The sequence below is a fragment of the Mycobacterium sp. genome (assembly GCF_049683935.1).
In the GTDB taxonomy this organism is placed as follows: domain Bacteria; phylum Actinomycetota; class Actinomycetes; order Mycobacteriales; family Mycobacteriaceae; genus Mycobacterium.
Genome location: NZ_JBAUJR010000465.1, coordinates 1 through 17,769 on the forward strand (window position 1 = coordinate 1; position 17,769 = coordinate 17,769).

Below are 17,769 nucleotides of genomic sequence, written 5' to 3' on the forward strand. Positions count from 1 at the left end.
GTCACGCAGCGCGGCGGCCGGTGTGTCCAGGCCCGCCGCACGGAAGGCGGTGCGGACGAGTCCGTCGACCAGTCGGCGCTGCTCGGAGGTGAGCACCCGGATCGCGTCACCGTCCATCGCGGCGTGCGCCTCGCGCAGTCGTGACCCCAGATCGGTCAGCTGTGCCCTGGCCGCCCCGTCGAGCACCAGCAGATTGACCACCCACGCTGCCGTCGTGGGCTTGCGGCTGGCGGTGATGGTCTTGGCTTCCGCGGTGTCGCCGCTCTTTCTGGCCCGGGCCGCGAGTTCGGTGCGCAGCGACGTGAAGTCCTCGGGCCTGGCCGAGTACAGCGCGTCGAGCGCACCGTCGCTCATCGCCGGCGGAACGGCTCGCGGCCGAACGGTTGCTGCGGTGGCGGCAACAGCGGCTCGAGTGGTTTCACCGCCACCGTCGTCGGCGAATGGGTGGTGATCTCGAGAGGCTTGCCCGCATGGTGGATGGTCAGCGCCCCGTGCGGACCGTCGCGCAGGCTGTAGGTGACCTCTTCGTGATCGACCTCGACGGTCACGCGGAAGTCCTTCCACCGCAGCCGGAATCGCAGTCTGCTGATGCCCGGCGGCAGGCGCGGATCGAGCGCCAGCAGGCCTTCGTCGTCGCGCAGGCCCCCGAACCCGCCGACGAGCGCAGTCCAGCTTCCCGCGAGGGACGCCAGATGCAGGCCGTCACCGGTGTTGCGGTGCAGATTGCGCAGATCGATCAGTGCGGCCTCGTAGGCGTAGTCGTGGGCGAGTTCCAAATGGCCGACCTCGGCGCACATCACCGCCTGGGTGCACGCCGACAGCGACGAGTCCCGGGTGGTGCGCCGCTCGTAGTAGTCGACGTTGTGGGCCTTCTGCTCAGGGGTGAAGGCGTGGCTCTGCCACTGCATCGCCAGCACCAGATCGGCCTGCTTGATGACCTGCGCGGGGTAGAGCCGAACGTACGGTTCGTGCAGCAGCAGCGGATATTTGGTGTTCTCACTGAAGTCCCATTCGCGCAGCGTCGTGAAACCGTCACACTGCGGGTGGACACCCAACTCCTCGTCATAGGGAATGTGGACGGCGTCGCCCGCGTCGCGCCAGGCCGCGGTCTCCTCGGTGTCCACCCCCAATTCTGCTGCGGCGTCGAGATTCCGGGTACACGCGTCGGCGGCGATGCGCAGGTTCGCCGCGGCCATCATGTTGGTGAACACGTTGTCGCGCACGATGCCGGTGTACTCGTCGGGCCCGGTCACCCCGTCGATGCGCCACGCGCCGTGGCGGTCGTGGTGTCCGAGCGACAGCCACATCCGCGCGGTCTCGACGAGCACCGCCAGGCCGCACTCCTGCTCCAGCGATTCGTCGCCGGTCACCACCCGGTACCGCTCGAATGCCATGGCGATGGCCGCGTTGACGTGGAAGGCCGCGGTGCCCGCCGGCCAGTACGCCGAGCACTCCTCGCCGTGGATCGTCCGCCACGGAAAGGTCGCACCCTTGAGATCCAGCTCGGCGGCACGGTCGCGCGCCATGTCCAGCGTCGACGCCCGCCACCTCAGGGCGTCGGCGGCCGCGTGCGGTGCGGTGTAGGTGAGGACCGGGAGCACATAGCCCTCGGTGTCCCAGAAGGCATGTCCGTCATAGCCGTTGCCGGTGAGCCCCTTGCCGGCGATGGCGCGGCGTTCTGCGCGAGTGGTGGCCTGCATGACGTGGAAGAGCCCGAACCGCACCGCCTGCTGGCAGTCGGGGTCGCCGTCGACCTCGACGTCGGCACAGTCCCAGAAGTCGTCGAGATACTCGCGCTGCGAATCGAGAAGGCCCTGCCACCCGGTGTAGCGCGCGCTGGCGATGGCGGCCGCCGCCTGGTCGCGCAACGCCGGGCGGGATCGCAGACTCGACCACCCGTAGGCCAGGTACTTGACGATGCGCAGTCGCTCACCGGCTTTGAGGCCGCACACCACAGTGGTGCGGGCCCAGTCATCACCGGCATCACCGCTGATCTCGACCCGCCCGGGGGCTTCGACGACGTGGTCCATCGCGGCGGCCATCGTCAGGCCGGTCCCGCGGGTGCGGTGGATCAGCAGTGCGCCGCGCTCACTGACCTCGTACTGCACCGGTTCGAGCGGATTCACCAGCGCCGCCGCGACCCGCGGGTCGTCCGACGGTGTGGGCAGGTCCTCGTTGGCGACCAACTCGGACTGCAGCGTGACCCGCACGTCGTCGACGGCCTCCACCTCGTATTCGATGGCGGCCAGCCCCCGTTGCGCCAGCGAGACCAACCGCGTCGACACGATCCGGATCTGCTTGCCTGCGGGCGAGCGCCATTCGGCGGTCCGCCTCAGAGTGCCCGCACGCATGTCGAGAGTTCTTTCGTGCGAGAGCAACTCGCCGTAGCGGATGTCGAACGGTTCGTCCTCGACCAGAAGCCGGATCAACTTGCCGTTGGTGACGTTGACGACGGACTGCCCGTCCTCGGGATAGCCGTACCCCGCTTCGGCGTACGGCAGCGGGCGCACCTCGTAGTACCCGTTGAGGTAGGTGCCCGGCAGACCCCACGGCTCGCCCTCGTCGAGGTTGCCGCGGAACCCGATATGGCCGTTGGACAGCGCGAACAGCGACTCGGTCTGCGGCAACAGGTCGAGCCTCAACTCTGTTTCCCGGACCTGCCAGGGCTCGACCGGGAACGCCTCGTCGGTGATCATCATGGCTCGAGCAGCTCCCCCAGGTCGGTGACGACGATATCTGCGCCGTTGTCCCGCAACGCTTCTGACTGTCCTACCCGATCCACACCCACCACCAGACCGAAGTTCCCGGCTCGGCCCGCGGCCACCCCGGAGAGCGCGTCCTCGAACACCGCGGCATCGGCGGGGTCGACGTCGAGGAGTTGGGCGGCGCGCAGGAACGAATCCGGCGCGGGCTTGCCCGGCAGTCCCTCGGTACGCAGGGTGACGCCGTCGACCCGATGCTCGATGTAGGTGTCCAGCCCGGTCATCTCGAGCACCTCGGCGGTGTTTGCGCTCGACGACACGACGGCGCGCCGCAGGCCCGCCCGCGCCGTCGCCTCCAGATAGCGTCGCGATCCCTCGAACACCGTCACCCCGTCGGCGCGCAGCGTGTGCTGGAACGCATCGTTCTTCCGGGTGCCGAGATCACTGACCGTGTCGTCGTCGACGGTGATGTCCCGGTGACCCAGAAACGACCGGATCCCGTCCTCACGCGGTTTCCCGTCGACGAAGGAGTCGTAGTCGGCGCCGGCGTCGAACGGCACGAACGGTTCGCCGGTCTGATCGCTGCGGGCGCGCAGATACTCGTCGAACATCGCCTTCCATGCCCTCCGGTGCACACTGGCGGTGTCGGTGAGCACACCGTCGAGGTCGAAGAGACAGGCGCGTATCCGGTCGGGGAGGCCGAGCATCCCCCACTCATACCTTGTCACGCAGGGAATGCAAGCCAGGAAAGGCCGGGTTGGAGCAAAGTATGCGAATCGGTGTGGTGTTTCCCCAGACGGAACTCGGCGGCGATCCGGGTGCGGTGCGGGCGTACGGCCAGCGCGTCGAAGAACTCGGATACGCCCACGTGCTGGCCTACGACCACGTCGTCGGCGCCGACCCGGACGTTCATCGGGGCTGGTCGGGTCCGTATGACGTCGACACCACATTTCACGAGCCGCTCGTGATGTTCGGCTATCTCGCCGCGGTCACGGCAAAGCTGGAGCTGGTCACCGGCGTGATCATCCTGCCGCAGCGGCAGACGGCGCTGGTGGCAAAGCAGGCCGCCGAAGTCGACCTTCTCAGTGGCGGGCGGTTGCGGTTCGGCGTCGGCGTCGGCTGGAACGCGGTCGAATACGAGGCGCTCGGCGAGGAGTTCACCAACCGGGGGCGTCGCTCCGAGGAACAGATGGAGCTGTTGCGGCTGCTGTGGACGCAGCGCACCGTGACCTTCGACGGCCGCTACCACCAGGTCACAGGGGCCGGTATCGCGCCGCTGCCGGCGCAACGGCCGATTCCGCTGTGGATCGGCGCCGCGTCGGCGCCCGGCTATGCGCGGGCGGGCCGGCTCGCCGACGGATGGTTCCCGATGATGCGGCCGGGACCCGCCCTCGACGAGGCCAGAGCCGTCGTCGACGCCGCCGCCCGGGACGCGGGCCGCAACCCGTCACACGTCGGGATGGAAGGCCGCGTGACCTGGCAGCGGGACATCGAGCGGGTCACGGCCGAGATCGGCGAGTGGGCCGAGCACGGCGCCACACATCTGTCGGTGAACACGATGGGCGCGGGACTGCGCTCGGTCGACGACCATCTGGCGGTCCTCGAATCGGTCGCGGTGGGCGCCGGACTGGGTTAGCGCCGGACCAGTCAGGCCACGCCGAACATCGCCCGCAGGTCGGCGGTCCGCCACACGATGAGCCCGACGAAGACCACCAGCAGCGCCACGGTCGCCCCGGCCTGCACCAGGTTGCGCTGCTGTCTGGGCGCGTAGACATACGCGGCCGCGACCACAGCGCCGGTGACGAGCCCGCCGAGGTGCCCCTGCCAGCTGATGTTCTGCGACGTGATCAACGGGTAGACGAATGTGAAGACCATGTTCAGCACGATGATCGCGGCCACCCCGCGGACGTCCATCCGCAATTTGCGCCCGACCACGAACGTCGCACCGAACAGGCCGAAGACCGCGCCGGACGCACCGGCGGTCAACGCGTTCAGTGTCAGCAGGTACACCAGCACCGACCCGCCCAACGCGCTGAGCAGGTACAGCCCGACGAAGCGCAGTCGACCCAGCGCCATCTCCAGCGGTGGACCCACGAAGTACAGCGCCAGCATGTTGAACGCGATGTGCGCCGTCCCGAAATGCAGGAACGCCGAGGTCAGCAGCCGGTACATCTCGCCATCGGCGACTGCCGGCGACCACAGGCCCAGAGCCCGTTCCAGGCCGGGCGACGCCATCTGCAGCACGAACATCAGCACGTTCAGCCCGATCAGCACGTATGTGACGAGCGGCGTCGCGGACTTCGGCGGGGCGCCACCGAACGGCGTGGTTACCTGACGCACCGAACGGGCGCCCTCTCCGAAACACACCGGGCACTGGTGACCGACCGAGGCGCTGTGCATGCACTCGGGGCAGATGAACTGGTTACACCTGGTGCAGCGGACGTAGGTCGGCCGGTCGGGATGCCGGTAGCAGGTGGGTGTCTGTGGTGGGGTTCCCGGCGGGTTCGGGTAGTAGCTCACTTCTGCCCCACGTTCGCGCCGCTCACAAGACCCCGAACAGTTCGATCCAGTTTCCGTCTGGGTCGGCGACGAACATCCAGCCCATCCCGGGGGCCGGCGCGAACTCCGTGAGCGGTTCGACGACCTCGTACCCGGAGGCCTCGAACGCCTCGGCGACGGCCCGCAGGTTGTTGACCCCGATCGTGAAGTACCTCAGACCTGCCTGCGCCCGGCCGCCTCCCGGTGCGACCGGTGCTGCGGGTGCCTGCGCATAGGTGACGAGCTTGAGCACACTGTTGCCCAGCGAGTACCGCCGCTGCGAGCCGCCGGGAAACTCGATCTCACCCTGCGGTTCGAGTTCGAGGAACCCCTCGTAGAAGGCCACCATCGCGTCGAGGTCGGTGGTGACGAGACCCACCTCGATGCCGGGCATCAACAAGTCGAGCTTCACGGACACCACGCTATCGCGCCAGCAGTTCGGTCGCCGGAGCATCCCATCGGTCCAGGTTGACCGCTGACGCCAACGGGCGGCGTCGCACTTGGCCGTGCCTGCCCTTGGGCCAGCCGACCACGATGTGCCCTGCGAGCATCCAGTCGTCGGGAACCCCGACGGCGTCGCGGAGCACCTGCTCCCCGTCGTAGGAGGCCCAGCTGGTCAGGCACGCCCCGAGACCTTGCGCGCGGGCGGCGAGCTGGAAGTTCTGCATCGCCGGGAAGATCGAGCCGCCCAGCAGCAGCTCCGAGGCGGTCGGAAAGCGTTTCTGGGTGAACAACACCGAGGTGAACTCGCCGGCCCGATCGTGCAGCTCGTAGGTGGCGCGGTTGTTGCGGGCCCGTGGGCTGTGGTCGTCGGGGTCCGGCCGGCTCATGCCGTACACGGGCTCGATGACCGCCAGCGCGTGCGCTGCGGCCTGTGCGACGACTGCGCGCTGCTCGGCCGACCTCAGCACGATGAACCGCCAGGCCTGGGCATTGGCGCCCGACGGCGCCCACGTCGCCGCTTCCAGACACCGGCGCAGAGTGGTGTCGTCCACGGGGTCCCCGGTGAAGCGGCGGATCGTGCGGGCGGTGGCCATCGTCTCCCACACATCGCGGGTTTCTGAGTGCATGCGGCCAACCTAGCGAGACCCGCCGATAACAATTCGATCACGTCGCAGATCACGATCAATTAAGGGTTCCGGGCAAATTCTGAGAGATTGCCCCTTGTGGGCTGTGACGAGGCGTTTCATTCGACCCGATCCACCCAATTCTGAGGTGAAGGTCACGGCGTGCGGCTGTAACGTTTTGCGGCCCTTCACATTTGTCACATCGCGTCCGGTTTGGGCACTTCGGATCGCGGTTACCTTGGATTTCGGGCGGGGTTGAAAGTGACCGACTCACAATTCGAAGGACCAGAACACATGAATCTCAGTGGTAACACCATGCGCCGCAACGTGGCCGGTATCGGGGCGGCTTGTCTTTTCGGTGGCTTGGCCGTAGCAACCGTTGCGGCTCCGGCGGCCGGGGCGCAGCCTGCTGACCAGTGCAGCGCCAGCGCGGTCTCCGGCACCGTCAGCTCGGTCACGGGTCAGGCGCGCGCGTACCTCGATGCCCACCCGGGCGCGAACCAGGCCGTCACCGCGGCGTTCAATCAGCCGCGACCCGAGGCGGAGGCCAACCTGCGCGGCTACTTCACCGCCAACTCAGGCGAGTACTACGAGTTGCGCGGCATCCTGGCGCCGATCGGCGACGTGCAGCGCAACTGCAACCTCACCGTTCTCCCCGGTGAGCTCGCATCGGCCTACAACACCTTCATGGCCGGCTGATCTCTGGCCGCGGCGGCGGGTTCTTTCTCGCCGCCGCGGCACTTAGACTGACTTCCTATGAGGCCGACAAGACCAGCCGTGATGGCTGCGGTAGTGCTGACGACGTGGTGGGCCGCCACTGGGCCCGCTCAGGCCCAGCCCGCTCCACCCCCGCCGGCACCTGCCCCGTCCCCTGCCCCTGCTGAAGGGCTCAAGACCACCATCGACGCCGACGGCTCCTACGCGGTCGGCACGGACATCGCACCCGGGGTGTACCAGTCCGCCGGACCGGTCGACGACGGTGCCTGCTACTGGAAGCGCACCGCCGGCGACGAACTCGTCGACAACGCGCTGACCAAGAAGCCCGCGTTCGTCGAGATCCTGCCGACCGACACCACGTTCTCCACCAGCGACTGCCAGGTCTGGCAGCTCAGCAACACCCCCCCACCGCCGCCACCGGGTCCCGGCGACCTGCTGGGCCAGCTGACCGGCCTGGTCGGCAGCGGCTTCTTCTCGGGTGGTCCGCGCTGACCACGGGCCGGACTGCCGTCTCCGGCGACGATGGCAAGATCGTCGTCCCCTCCGACCTCGACGCGGTCACCTCGACGGGCGATGAGGACCACTCCGCTGTCGACCCGGCGTCGGTGGACCGGATCTGGCAGGCAGCCCGGCACTGGTACGCCGCGGGCATGCAGCCCGCGATCCAGGTCTGCCTGCGCCGCGACGGCCGCGTGATCCTCGACCGGGCGATCGGCCACGGCTGGGGCAACGGGCCCGCCGATCCGGCCGACGCCGAGAAGATCGTGGTGTCCACCACGACGCCGTTCTGCGTGTACTCCGCCGCCAAGGCGATCACCACGACCGTCGCTCACATGCTCGTCGAACGCGGTGCGTTCTCCCTCGACGACCGGGTGTGCGACTACCTGCCCGGCTACACCAGCCACGGCAAGGACCGCACCACCATCCGCCATGTGATGACCCACAGCGCCGGGGTCCCGTTCGCCACCGGCCCAAGGCCGGACCTCAAGCGAATGGACGACAGCGACTACGCGCGCGAGATGCTCGGCGCGATGAAGCCGGTCTACCGGCCGGGCCTGGTGCACATCTACCACGGCGTGACGTGGGGTCCGCTGATGCGCGAGATCATCAACGCCGCAACGGGCCGCAACATCCGCGACATCCTGCACGAGGAGATCCTGGAACCGCTGGGCTTCCGGTGGACCAATTACGGCGTTGCCGCAGTTGACGTTCCGCTGGTCGCACCGAGTCACGTCACCGGCAAACCGCTGCCCGCCCCGATCGCCAAGGCGTTCAAGACCGCGGTCGGAGGCACGCCGCAGCAGATCATCCCGTTCTCGAACACCCCACACTTCCTGACCGGTGTCATCCCGTCGTCCAACACCGTCTCGAACGCCAACGAGCTGTCCCGGTTCGCCGAAATACTCTGCCGTGGTGGAGAACTCGACGGCGTCCGGGTGGTGTCCGCGCAGACGCTGCGTGGCGCGACCGCAGAGTGCCGGCGGCTGCGTCCGGACCTGGCAACAGGGCTCGCGCCGATGCGATGGGGTACCGGCTACATGCTCGGGTCGAAGCGCTTCGGCCCGTTCGGCCGTGACGGGGCAGGCGCCTTCGGCCACACCGGGTTGACCGACATCGCCGTGTGGGCCGATCCGACCCGGGCGCTGTCGGTGGCGGTGGTCAGCAGCGGCAAACCCGGCGGGCATCGCGAGGAGAAGCGCTACCCGCAACTGCTGGACCGGATCAACGCCGAGATTCCCCGGATCGCCTAGTCTCCGCGCACGCCCCGGTAGATGCCCCGTTTGACGATCCACGGCAGCAGCACCCGCTCGAAGGTCCACGCCGGGAAGCGGAAAGCCTTGCCGTTGGGGGCGAACACCTCGAGTCCGTTGGGCTGGATGCCGAGCACCGACCCCCACCGACTCTTGGGTGGGCGATAGCTACGCAGGGTTTTCCCGGCGGACGCGGCTCGCACGTTGTGTGCGATCAGCCCGTCGGCACGGTTGCGTGCCGAGCTGCGCAGGGCGTCGGTGGCGGCGACGTCACCGACCGCAAAGACCTCGGGGTGTCCCGGCACCTGAAGCTCGGGGGTGACGCGGACGAAGCCCTGCTCGTCGAGCAGCACGGCGGGCAGCCAGTCGGTGTTGGGCCGCACCCGCCCGATCGCCCACAGCACCGCATCGGCGGAGGCGGCCGGCTGACCGGTCCTCCACTGCACGGGGTCGGCGGTCAGTTCGTCGCCGGTGAAACCCGGCGGCAGGTCGGCCCGGTGGCCCGGATGCAGTCCGACACCGGCTTCGGTGAGCCTGCGCCGGACCTTCTCCCAGGTGCGGGGATGGTGCTCGGCCAAGGCCCGGTCGCCGGGGTAGTAGAGATCAACGCGCTTGTCGGGCCAGGTGGTCGCGATGTTCGCGGCGCTGCTGACGGCGGCGGCACCGCCTCCGATGACGATCACCGACTTCGCGGTGGCGAGCCGCTCGTGCGGAGCACGCAGGTCGGTGCCGATCTCGGCTGCCGTCTGCAACGTCGGCTGCCGCCAGAAGCCGTTGGTGACCCCGGTGGAGATGACAAGCGTGTCGTACCCAACGTCGGTCGTAGAGCCGTCGGGCAACTGCACCGCCACCGTGCGGGCGACGAGGTCGACGCCGGTCAGGGTGCCGTGCACGGCGCGGACCCGGTCGAGGCCGCGGAACCGGCCGAACGGGATCCAGTTGTGGCGGGCCCAGTCGTCGGGACGCGCCAACCGCCATCCCAGTTCCTGGCCGCTGACCAGCCCGGGCTTGGCCGAGATCCCTACGACGTCAGCATGTTTGGCGAGTTTGATCGCGGTGAGCACACCGGTGTCGCCGAGCCCGGCGATGACGACACGATTCCCGGGTCGCTGCGATCCTGCCCGCCGGACCCGATTCCCCCATCGCTGCGCTCCCGCCCGCCTGACCCGAATCCTCTTCACGCGCGGACCTTCCCGGGCGGGCGGGGCACGAACCGCGGTACCCGATCGATGACCGCCTGATAGTCGGGGCGGCGCTCGAGGCTACGGGTCTCCATCATCGGGATGCTCGCACCCAGGAACATGGCCAGCATCGCCGCCGCGCCGATGAACAACCACCACGCGTCGGCAGGTGATGCGGCCACCCCGAACAGCGCCAGCGCGAACCAGAAACCGAACTCGCCGAAGTAGTTCGGATGCCGCGACCAGCTCCACAGGCCGCGGTCCATCGCCTCGCCCTGGCGCCTGTCCCTGACGAACCGGTGCATCTGCATGTCGGCGACGAACTCCACTGCGACGGCGGCCATCCCGACGACAAACGCGATGACGGTCAGCCACGCCATCCCGGTGCCGGGCGTCGTCACCGCGACGTAGACGGGCAGCATGCCGAGGAAGACCTGCAGGGTGGGGATCAGGTGGATGGCGACCAGATCCGCGACGAACTCGAACCGCCCCGCCCGCTCCCGGAACATCGGGTAACGCCAATCTTCATGGTGCAGGCCGGGAAACGCGTACAGCCAGTTGCCAGTGAGCCGCACCGCCCACGCGACGACGACCACCGCGAGCAGCCAGCACCGCCACGGCTCGACGTCGCTGCTCTGGGTCCACCAGTAGAGCAGCAGCAGCGGCGGGACGACGCTCCAGTACGCGTCGTAGAAGCTCGAGTTGCCGAACCCGCGGCTGAACGCGAACACCACCAGCGTCGCGAGGATATCGGCGATCAGCGTGTCGAGCCACAGCCTGCCGGTGCTGGGACCCCACACCAGCCAGGCCGCGGCCACTGCGATGGCCGCGGCGTAGGCGATCCCGACGATCGCCAACGAGCGCGTTTTGGTCACTGCCTGATCATGCACGGTGCCTACTGCCCGAGTTGGACGCGGAAGGTTTTGGGCCAGTCCTTGCCCGTGAGCAGGAACTCGTTGCCCTGGACGTGGGCGATGCCGTTGAGCACCTGGGCCGAGGCCGGGATTCCGCGAGCCCGCAACCCGGCGGCGTTGACGACGAGGTCGACCGCTCCGGTCTGCGGATCGATGCGCACGATGTCGTCGCTGGGCCAGAGGTTGGCCCAGACCTGCCCGCCGACGCACTCCAACTCGTTGAGGCCGTCCACCGCCCGCCCGTCGCGGGTCACATCGACGCCACCGGTTTCGGTGAGATCGTCGGAGTTCTGGAAGCGCAGCCGGTTCGTGCCGTCGCTGCGGATCAATCGTTCACCGTCGAAGCACAGGCCCCAGCCCTCCCCGTCCAGCGGCACTTCCCGGATGGGGGCCAACGTCGCGGTGTCCCATTCGATCGCGACCCCGTCCCGGTAGGTGAGCTGCCAGATCCGGTCGCCCACCACGGTGATGCCCTCACCGAAATACCCGTTGGGAACCGCGGACTCCCGGCGCACCTCGCCGGTGGCCGGATCGAGCTCACGCATCTGGGAGGCGCCGGCAAGCCCGGTGCCCTCGTAGAGAACCCCTCCGTCGATCTCGAATCCCTGGGTGAAGGCCTCCGGGTCGTGGTCGATCTCCTCGAGCACGACCGGTTCGATCACCGGGACGGTGTCCGAGGGTTGGGCGTGCGCGCCCGGCAGCACGGCCGCCGCGCCCACGAATGCCAGGGCGAGCCCGGCCCACATCTGACGTTTGGTCACCAAGCCGTTCTACCGTGCGACGATGGCGGAATGAAAGCCGTCAGCTGTCTGAACAGCACACTGGAGGTCATCGACCTGCCCGCCCCGCAGCCCGCCGAGGGCCAACTGGTGCTCGACGTGCTGCGCTGCGGTATCTGCGGATCGGACCTGCACGCCAAGGACCACGCCGACGAACTCACCGAGATGCTGGCCAGCGTCGAATACACCGACTTCGTGCGCAGCGACACCCCCGTGGTGATGGGCCACGAGTTCAGCGGCGTGGTCGCCGACCGCGGGCGCAAGGTCGGCAAGGTATTCGCCCCGGGCACGTCAGTGGTGACGTTCCCGCTTCTGAGGGCACAGGGCGGCGTGCACATGACGGGACTGTCCCCCAAGGCGCCCGGCGCCTATGCCGAACAGGTGCTGGCGGAGGCGTCGATGACGTTTGTGGTGCCCAACGGCCTGGATCCGGCGACCGCTGCGCTCACCGAGCCGATGACGGTCGCCTACCACGCGATCCGGCGCAGCGAGATCAGCCGCAAGGACGTCGCGATCGTGCTCGGGTGCGGTCCGGTGGGGCTGGCGATCATTTGCCACCTCAAGGCCCGCGGGGTCGGCACGATCGTTGCCAGCGACTTCTCCCCCGGACGTCGGGCCCTGGCCCTGCGCTGTGGCGCCGACACCGTCGTCGACCCAGCGGTGGACTCTCCCTACGAAGCCGTGCCGGCCAAACAGCGGGGTATGACGACGATGCCCGCGCTCTACGAGCTCGGTGTCGGGTCGATGGAGAAGCTGCGACGGGTGCCTGGATGGTCCCACCTCTACCGCGCGGTGGACAGCCTCGGCGCCACCGCTCCCAAGCGGCCGGTGATCTTCGAGTGCGTGGGGGTGCCGGGGATGATCGACGGGGTGATCGGCGCGGCACCGCTGGCGTCGCGGATCGTCGTCGTCGGATTGTGCATGGGGGAGGACACGTTCCGTCCGGCGATGGCGATGGGCAAGGAGATCGACATCCGGTTCGTCTTCGGTTACACCCCGTTGGAGTTCCGCGACACGCTGCACATGCTCGCCGACGGCAAGCTCGACGCGTCAGCGCTGGTGACCGGAACGGTCGGCCTCGACGGCGTCGCGACGGCGTTCCAGGCGCTCGGTGACCCCGAGAAGCACGCCAAGATCATGATCGACCCAACTAGCGCGGCGACTGCTCCTTAGCTCCAGCCCGCGCCCTAGCTCCAGCCCGCGCCGAGCGCACGGTTTGTGACGACTTCAGGCGATTTCGCATCAGAAAGCGTACGTTCGGCGACTGTTCTAGCCGCCCCTCACCCGCCGATCCCCAGCCTGTTCTCGGGATCGCCCGGCACCCAGGTGCAATCGACCTGGAGGCGGTTACCCATGTCTCTGGCCCGCCGTAGCAGTCGGTGCCCGAGATCGAGTTGTCCAGGCTCCCAGCGGGACAGCGCATCGGCGATGTCAGCACTCTGTGACAGCGCATCGTGAAGCGCCCAGGCATTCGCGGCCGCCTTCGCCGTACCCGCCGCGGGATGGGGCCGCGCGGTGCTGGCGGCATCACCGAGGAGTGCGACGCGCCCCATGGCCATCCGGCTCGCACCCACGTCGTAGACAGCCTGCAGGAACGGCTGCTCAGTGCGCAGCACCACTTCAGCTGCCGCAGGTGCCAACAGCTTGGTTGCCGCCGAACGCATTTCGTCGACGAAGCGGTCCTGAACACGACCGGGGTGCAGTGAGACACCGGCCGGTACCCCGCTCTTGTCGGTCATCAGCTCGTCGAGTTCGTAACCCTCGCCGACGTTGCGGTACCACACGTAGTTCAGCAACCGCTCGCCCACAGCCAACCCGCCGGACGGCGACGGAATGGGATAGACCGGCATGTGAGTGAACGGTGCGACGCTGTAGGTGACCGAGTCGTGCAACAACTCGAATGTTTCTGCTGACACTCGACTTTCGGGAACGAAGCCGCGCCAACCCACGTAACCCGCGTACTCGAGGCGGGCTTCGGGAGAGATCCGGCGGCGGCTCGGCGAACCGACGCCGTCGGCGCAGACCACCAGGTCGGCCGCCTCGCGCCGGCCTGAGGCGAACCGCACTTCGACACCGTCGGCATCCTGGTCGAACCCCACCGCGTACTCGCCGAGGTGGTAGTGATCGGTACCAAAATCCGCGAGCAGGGCCCGGTGGAACGTGCCCCAGGATGTGAAGCTCCACGGCGCCGACTCACGGTAGAGGACCGTATTGCCCTCACCCAGGTACTGCATGAAATGAGTTGACGTGCTGACGGTCTCGGGGTGCTGGTCGCTGCACTCGACGAACCAGCGCAGCGTTTCGGGGTGCAGGACGATCCCTCCGCCCCGGCCGTCGAGGTCTGTCGGGGTGCGCTCGAAGACCTCGACGTCGAACCCGAGCCTGCGCAGCAGCAGCGCCGTGGTCAGGCCGCCGATCGACCCCCCGACGACCACGGCCCGCTGTCCGCTCCAGTCCTGCACAGCGCCAAGACTAGCGGCCGAGCTCCCTCAGTCGTGGACCGCATCCAGCGCGCGGTAGATCCGCTGTTCACTGACGGGGCGCGCCGTTCCCAGTTGCTGCGCCCACAGACTGACCCTCAATTCCTCGATCAGCCAGGCGATATCGCGGACATCGGTAGAAGCGGCGCGTGCCGGTGACAGCGCCGACACGAGTTGGTCGTAGGCGCTCTGCACTGCGGCCACCCGCACCATCCGTTCCCGGTCGGCGGTCAGCGCGTGCGGCAATCGTTCGAGACGTCGGCTCACCGCGGTCAGGTAGCGCGCGAGGTCACCGAGTCGGGCGACTCCGGTGATCGCCACGAAGCCCGGCGGCATCAACCGGGCCAGCTGGGCGCGGATGTCGGCGATCGCGTCGGCCTGCTGGGGATTCGGCGTATCGGGCAGGGCGATCTGGACGTCGTGCCACGCACCGAGTACCTTCTCCACGCGGCGCACCACGTCGAGTGTGCTCGACATCAGAGTGCTCGCCAATCGTGTTCGGACCGAGATGAACTCATCCCTGGTCCACACCGGCTGTGCGACGATCTGGGCAACCGCGGCGTCGGCGCAGTCGTCGAGCAGGGCTGACAGCGACCCGTCCGGATTGTTGCCCAGAATCAGCTTGGTTCGCAGATCGAGTCCCCGCTCGACGGGTTTGACGACCGACGGACCGGCAAGGCGCAGCAGTCGGCGGCTGCCCGGCGCGGCGGCGGCGACCTGCTCGGCCTCCGTCGCGAACACCCGGATATCCACCGCTGCAGCCTGATCGACGAATGCCGGATATCCGCGGACGGTGTGTCCCGACGCGGCGTTGCTCTCCACCATGCGGGGCAGTTCGTCCAGACCGTCGGGCCAGTCACGCAGACCGGACCGCTCGAGCCCATTGGCCACCGCGGCGGCCACCGCTTGGCGCACCGGCGCCGCAAGGGTGTTCTGCAGTTCGTCGAGGCTCTTGCCCCGCGCCACCACGGAACCGTCCTCGGCTTCGACGGCGAAGGTGACACGAAGGTGCGCCGGCAGCTTGTCGAGATCGAACGCGTCGACGGGGACCAGGATCCCCGACATCCGCCGCAGTTCGCGCTGCACCGCGTCCAGCAGCGACCCGCTGTCCTCGGGTGAGAGCACCCCCAGCAACGCCCGAGCGGTGTCGGGAGCCGGAACGAAGTTGCGCCGCAGGTCTTTCGGCAGAGACTTGATCAACGCGGTGAGCAGTTCCTCACGCAGGGCCGGCACCTGCCAGGCGAACTCGTCGCCGCCCACACGCGCGAGCACGTCGACCGGGACGTGCACGGTCACCCCGTCGTCGAAGGCTCCCGGTTCGAACCGGTACGACAGCGGCAGCGTCAGGTCACCCGACTTCCAGCTCTCCGGATTGTTGTTGTCCTCCTCAGACCGCAGCAGGTCATCGCGGCCCAGCGTGAGCAGATCCGGTGTGCGCTGCCGCTGTTTGCGCCACCAGCCGTCGAAGTGCCGGACCGAGACGATGTCGGCAGGGACGCGCGCGTCGTAGAACGTGTACACCTCGTCGTCACCGACGAGCAGGTCGCGCCGTCGCGCCCGCTCCTCCAACTCGGCGAGCTCTGCCCGCAATCGGGTGTTGTCCCTGAAGAAATGGTGTCGGGTCTCCCACTCGCCCTGAACCAGGGCATGGCGGATGAACAACTCGCGGGAGATCTCGGGGTCGACCTTGTCGTACCCGATGCGACGCCGGGCCACGATCGGAAGACCGTAGAGCGTCACCCGTTCGAAGGCCATCACCGCGCCCCGCTTCGGATCCCAGTGCGGCTCGCTGTAGGTCCGCTGCACCAGGTGCTCGGCAACGTGTTCGACGGTTTCCGGTTCGATGCGTGCCGCGGTGCGTCCGTAGAGCCTGCTGGTCTCGACCAGGTCCGCGACGACGACCCAGCGCGGTGGGCGCCTGGTCAGCACCGAACCGGGTGCCAGCACGAACTTGGTGTTGCGCGCGCCCTGGAAGATCCGGGAGTCGCGAGCGTCACCCTCGCGCAAACCGATGTGCGACAGCAACCCCGCGGTCAGTGCGGCGTGCACCCGTGCGGGTTCCGCGGCAGCGTCTTGTTCCCGGATACCGAGATCCCGGCAGATGCTGCGCAGCTGCCCGACCAGATCCTGCCATTCGCGGATCCGCAGGTAGTGCAGGAACTCCTCGCGGCACATTCGTCGAAAAGAGCTGCCGGAGCGTTCTTTTCGCTGCTCGCCGAGGTAGCTCCACAGGTTCAGGAACGACACGAAGTCGGAGTGCTCGTCGGCGAACCGGGCGTGCTTCTGGCGGGCCGCCTCCTCTTTGTCGGCGGGTCGCTCGCGCGGATCCGGGATCGACAGCGCCGCGACGAGCACCAGCATCTCGCGCACACACCCCTCGGCGTCCGCCTGCAGCAGCATCCGGCCCAGCCGTGGATCAACCGGGATCTGAGCCAACCGGCGACCAGTGGCGGTCAGTGCCCCTGCGCGATCGAACGCGCCGAGTTCCTGCAGCAGGCTCACACCGTCGCGGATGCTGCGCGCCTCAGGCGGGTCGAGAAACGGAAAGTCCGCCACCTCACCGAGATCGAGCGCAGCCATCTGCAGGATCACCGCGGCGAGGTTGGTGCGCAGCAGTTCGGGATCGGTGTAGCGCGGCCGGGAGTCGAAGTCGGCTTCGGTGTAGAGCCGGATGCAGACACCCGGGGCCGTCCGACCGCTGCGCCCGGCGCGCTGCTGGGCCGACGCCTGGGAGATCGGCTCGATCGGCAGGCGCTGCACCTTCGTTCGGCGGCTGTAGCGCGAGATGCGGGCGGTGCCGGGATCGACGACGTAGCGGATACCGGGCACGGTCAACGACGTCTCGGCGACGTTGGTGGCCAGCACGATGCGCCGTGCCGCACGGCTGGGCGCGAAGACCTTCTGCTGCTCGGCTGTGGCCAGCCGCGCGTACAACGGCAGCACCTCGGTGTTCTGGTCGAAAGCGCCACGAAGGGCCTCGGCAGTGTCGCGGATCTCGCGTTCACCCGACAGGAACACCAGCACGTCGCCGGGAGGTTCGGTCGCCAGTTCGGTGACCGCATCGATGATCGCCTCGGTCGGATCGCGCAACTCGGTGCGGACGACCTCGTGGTCAGGGTCGTCGGGATCCTCGTCGTCTTGTTGAGGAACAGCGACTTCCAGAGGCCGATAACGTATTTCGACCGGATACGTGCGTCCCGACACCTCGACGATCGGCGCTCCATCGCTGGATCCATGTTCGGCTCCGCCGAAGTGCGCCGCGAAACGCTCCGGCTCGATCGTCGCCGAGGTCACGATGACCTTCAGGTCGGGTCGGCGCGGCAGCAGCTCGCGAAGGTATCCGAGCAGGAAGTCGATGTTGAGGCTGCGCTCGTGTGCCTCGTCGAGAATCAGGGTGTCGTACCGCAGCAGCCGACGGTCCCGCTGGATCTCGGCGAGCAGGATACCGTCGGTCATGAGCTTGACCAGCGTGCGGTCGCTGACCTGGTCGGTGAAGCGCACCGTGTACCCCACCGCATCACCGAGCGGGGTGCCCAGTTCGTCGGCGATGCGCTGCGCGACGGTGCGCGCGGCCAGCCGGCGCGGTTGGGTGTGGCCGATGGTGCCGCGGATGCCGCGGCCGAGCTCGAGACAGATCTTC

Annotated in this window: 15 protein-coding genes and 1 pseudogene; 5 read left to right on the top strand and 11 right to left on the bottom strand. The window is 68.3% G+C overall.

Translation table 11 applies throughout. The features are described from left to right. From WA965_RS26105 to WA965_RS26115, 3 genes and pseudogenes are all read right to left on the bottom strand, one after another. Nucleotides 1-354 (bottom strand): annotated as a pseudogene (locus WA965_RS26105) (hypothetical protein); the annotation flags it as partial. Continuing rightward, nucleotides 351-2,696, bottom strand: coding sequence for a glycosyl hydrolase family 65 domain-containing protein (locus tag WA965_RS26110; RefSeq protein WP_526299680.1), 2,346 nt, complete (start codon nt 2,694-2,696; stop codon nt 351-353). The pseudogene WA965_RS26105 and the gene WA965_RS26110, both read right to left, overlap by 4 nt. Further along, the gene (locus tag WA965_RS26115) at nt 2,696-3,409 is read right to left on the bottom strand and encodes a beta-phosphoglucomutase family hydrolase (RefSeq protein ID WP_526299678.1); all 714 of its coding nucleotides are present in this window, start codon (nt 3,407-3,409) and stop codon (nt 2,696-2,698) included. Before WA965_RS26115 ends, WA965_RS26110 begins: the two co-directional genes overlap by 1 nt. A gap of 62 nt (nt 3,410-3,471) precedes the next feature. Here WA965_RS26115 and WA965_RS26120 point away from each other — a divergent pair, with 62 nt between their 5' ends. Continuing rightward, the gene (locus tag WA965_RS26120) at nt 3,472-4,338 is read left to right on the top strand and encodes an LLM class F420-dependent oxidoreductase (protein WP_526299668.1); all 867 of its coding nucleotides are present in this window, start codon (nt 3,472-3,474) and stop codon (nt 4,336-4,338) included. 11 nt (nt 4,339-4,349) lie between these two features. Here the strand turns inward: WA965_RS26120 and WA965_RS26125 are convergent, their stop codons facing one another. Genes WA965_RS26125 through WA965_RS26135 form a run of 3 tightly spaced genes read right to left on the bottom strand, consistent with a single transcriptional unit; the run spans nt 4,350 to nt 6,310 of the window. Continuing rightward, nucleotides 4,350-5,222: a rhomboid family intramembrane serine protease gene (locus WA965_RS26125; protein WP_526299666.1), complete on the bottom strand. Its 873-nt coding sequence runs from the start codon at nt 5,220-5,222 to the stop codon at nt 4,350-4,352. A 22-nt stretch (nt 5,223-5,244) separates the two neighbouring features. Further along, complete coding sequence (locus WA965_RS26130) at nt 5,245-5,658, bottom strand: VOC family protein (protein WP_526299664.1); 414 nt, start codon at nt 5,656-5,658, stop codon at nt 5,245-5,247. Nucleotides 5,659-5,662: 4 nt separating this feature from the next. After that, entirely contained in the window at nt 5,663-6,310 is a 648-nt protein-coding gene (locus WA965_RS26135) for a nitroreductase family protein (protein ID WP_526299662.1), read from the bottom strand. A 291-nt stretch (nt 6,311-6,601) separates the two neighbouring features. Between WA965_RS26135 and WA965_RS26140 the strand changes: the two genes are divergently transcribed. The 3 genes from WA965_RS26140 to lipE are packed head-to-tail and all read left to right on the top strand — an operon-like array spanning nt 6,602 to nt 8,775. Beyond that, on the top strand, nt 6,602-7,006 hold the full coding sequence (locus WA965_RS26140) for a hemophore-related protein (protein ID WP_526299660.1): 405 nt from the start codon (nt 6,602-6,604) through the stop codon (nt 7,004-7,006). A gap of 57 nt (nt 7,007-7,063) precedes the next feature. Then, nucleotides 7,064-7,516 carry an Rv1352/Rv1906c domain-containing protein gene (locus WA965_RS26145; RefSeq protein ID WP_526299658.1) on the top strand — a complete coding sequence of 151 codons (453 nt, stop codon included), beginning with the start codon at nt 7,064-7,066 and terminating at the stop codon, nt 7,514-7,516. Then, on the top strand, nt 7,513-8,775 hold the full coding sequence (lipE, locus tag WA965_RS26150) for a lipase LipE (RefSeq protein WP_526299676.1): 1,263 nt from the start codon (nt 7,513-7,515) through the stop codon (nt 8,773-8,775). The genes WA965_RS26145 and lipE overlap by 4 nt, the downstream gene beginning before the upstream one ends. On the opposite strand, the gene WA965_RS26155 is transcribed toward lipE, so the two are convergent. The 3 genes from WA965_RS26155 to WA965_RS26165 form a co-directional block, all read right to left on the bottom strand. After that, a complete protein-coding gene (locus WA965_RS26155; RefSeq protein ID WP_526299674.1) occupies nt 8,772-9,863 on the bottom strand; it encodes an FAD-dependent oxidoreductase in 1,092 nt (363 codons plus the stop codon). The genes lipE and WA965_RS26155 overlap by 4 nt on opposite strands. Before the next feature lie 89 nt (nt 9,864-9,952). Further along, entirely contained in the window at nt 9,953-10,831 is an 879-nt protein-coding gene (locus WA965_RS26160) for a DUF1295 domain-containing protein (protein WP_526299656.1), read from the bottom strand. Between the two features lie 20 nt (nt 10,832-10,851). Further along, nucleotides 10,852-11,631, bottom strand: a complete 780-nt coding sequence (locus tag WA965_RS26165) for a glutaminyl-peptide cyclotransferase (protein WP_526299654.1) — start codon at nt 11,629-11,631, stop codon at nt 10,852-10,854. Between the two features lie 30 nt (nt 11,632-11,661). Here WA965_RS26165 and WA965_RS26170 point away from each other — a divergent pair, with 30 nt between their 5' ends. Then, on the top strand, nt 11,662-12,822 hold the full coding sequence (locus WA965_RS26170; protein WP_526299652.1) for a zinc-binding dehydrogenase: 1,161 nt from the start codon (nt 11,662-11,664) through the stop codon (nt 12,820-12,822). A 107-nt stretch (nt 12,823-12,929) separates the two neighbouring features. On the opposite strand, the gene WA965_RS26175 is transcribed toward WA965_RS26170, so the two are convergent. Both WA965_RS26175 and hrpA read right to left on the bottom strand, forming a co-directional pair. After that, nucleotides 12,930-14,111, bottom strand: a complete 1,182-nt coding sequence (locus WA965_RS26175) for an FAD-dependent oxidoreductase (protein ID WP_526299650.1) — start codon at nt 14,109-14,111, stop codon at nt 12,930-12,932. Between the two features lie 27 nt (nt 14,112-14,138). Beyond that, nucleotides 14,139-17,769, bottom strand: a 3,631-nt coding sequence (hrpA, locus tag WA965_RS26180; RefSeq protein WP_526448208.1) for an ATP-dependent RNA helicase HrpA, incomplete at its 5' end; no start/stop codon positions are given.

Coding starts and splice junctions, on each gene's coding strand:
- WA965_RS26110 (WP_526299680.1), bottom strand. CDS start 2,696: ATGATCACCGACGAGGCGTTCCCGGTCGAGCCCTGGCAGGTCCGGGAA.
- WA965_RS26120 (WP_526299668.1), top strand. CDS start 3,472: ATGCGAATCGGTGTGGTGTTTCCCCAGACGGAACTCGGCGGCGATCCG.
- WA965_RS26145 (WP_526299658.1), top strand. CDS start 7,064: ATGAGGCCGACAAGACCAGCCGTGATGGCTGCGGTAGTGCTGACGACG.
- WA965_RS26170 (WP_526299652.1), top strand. CDS start 11,662: ATGAAAGCCGTCAGCTGTCTGAACAGCACACTGGAGGTCATCGACCTG.
- WA965_RS26115 (WP_526299678.1), bottom strand. CDS start 3,409: ATGCTCGGCCTCCCCGACCGGATACGCGCCTGTCTCTTCGACCTCGAC.
- WA965_RS26140 (WP_526299660.1), top strand. CDS start 6,602: ATGAATCTCAGTGGTAACACCATGCGCCGCAACGTGGCCGGTATCGGG.
- WA965_RS26135 (WP_526299662.1), bottom strand. CDS start 6,310: ATGCACTCAGAAACCCGCGATGTGTGGGAGACGATGGCCACCGCCCGC.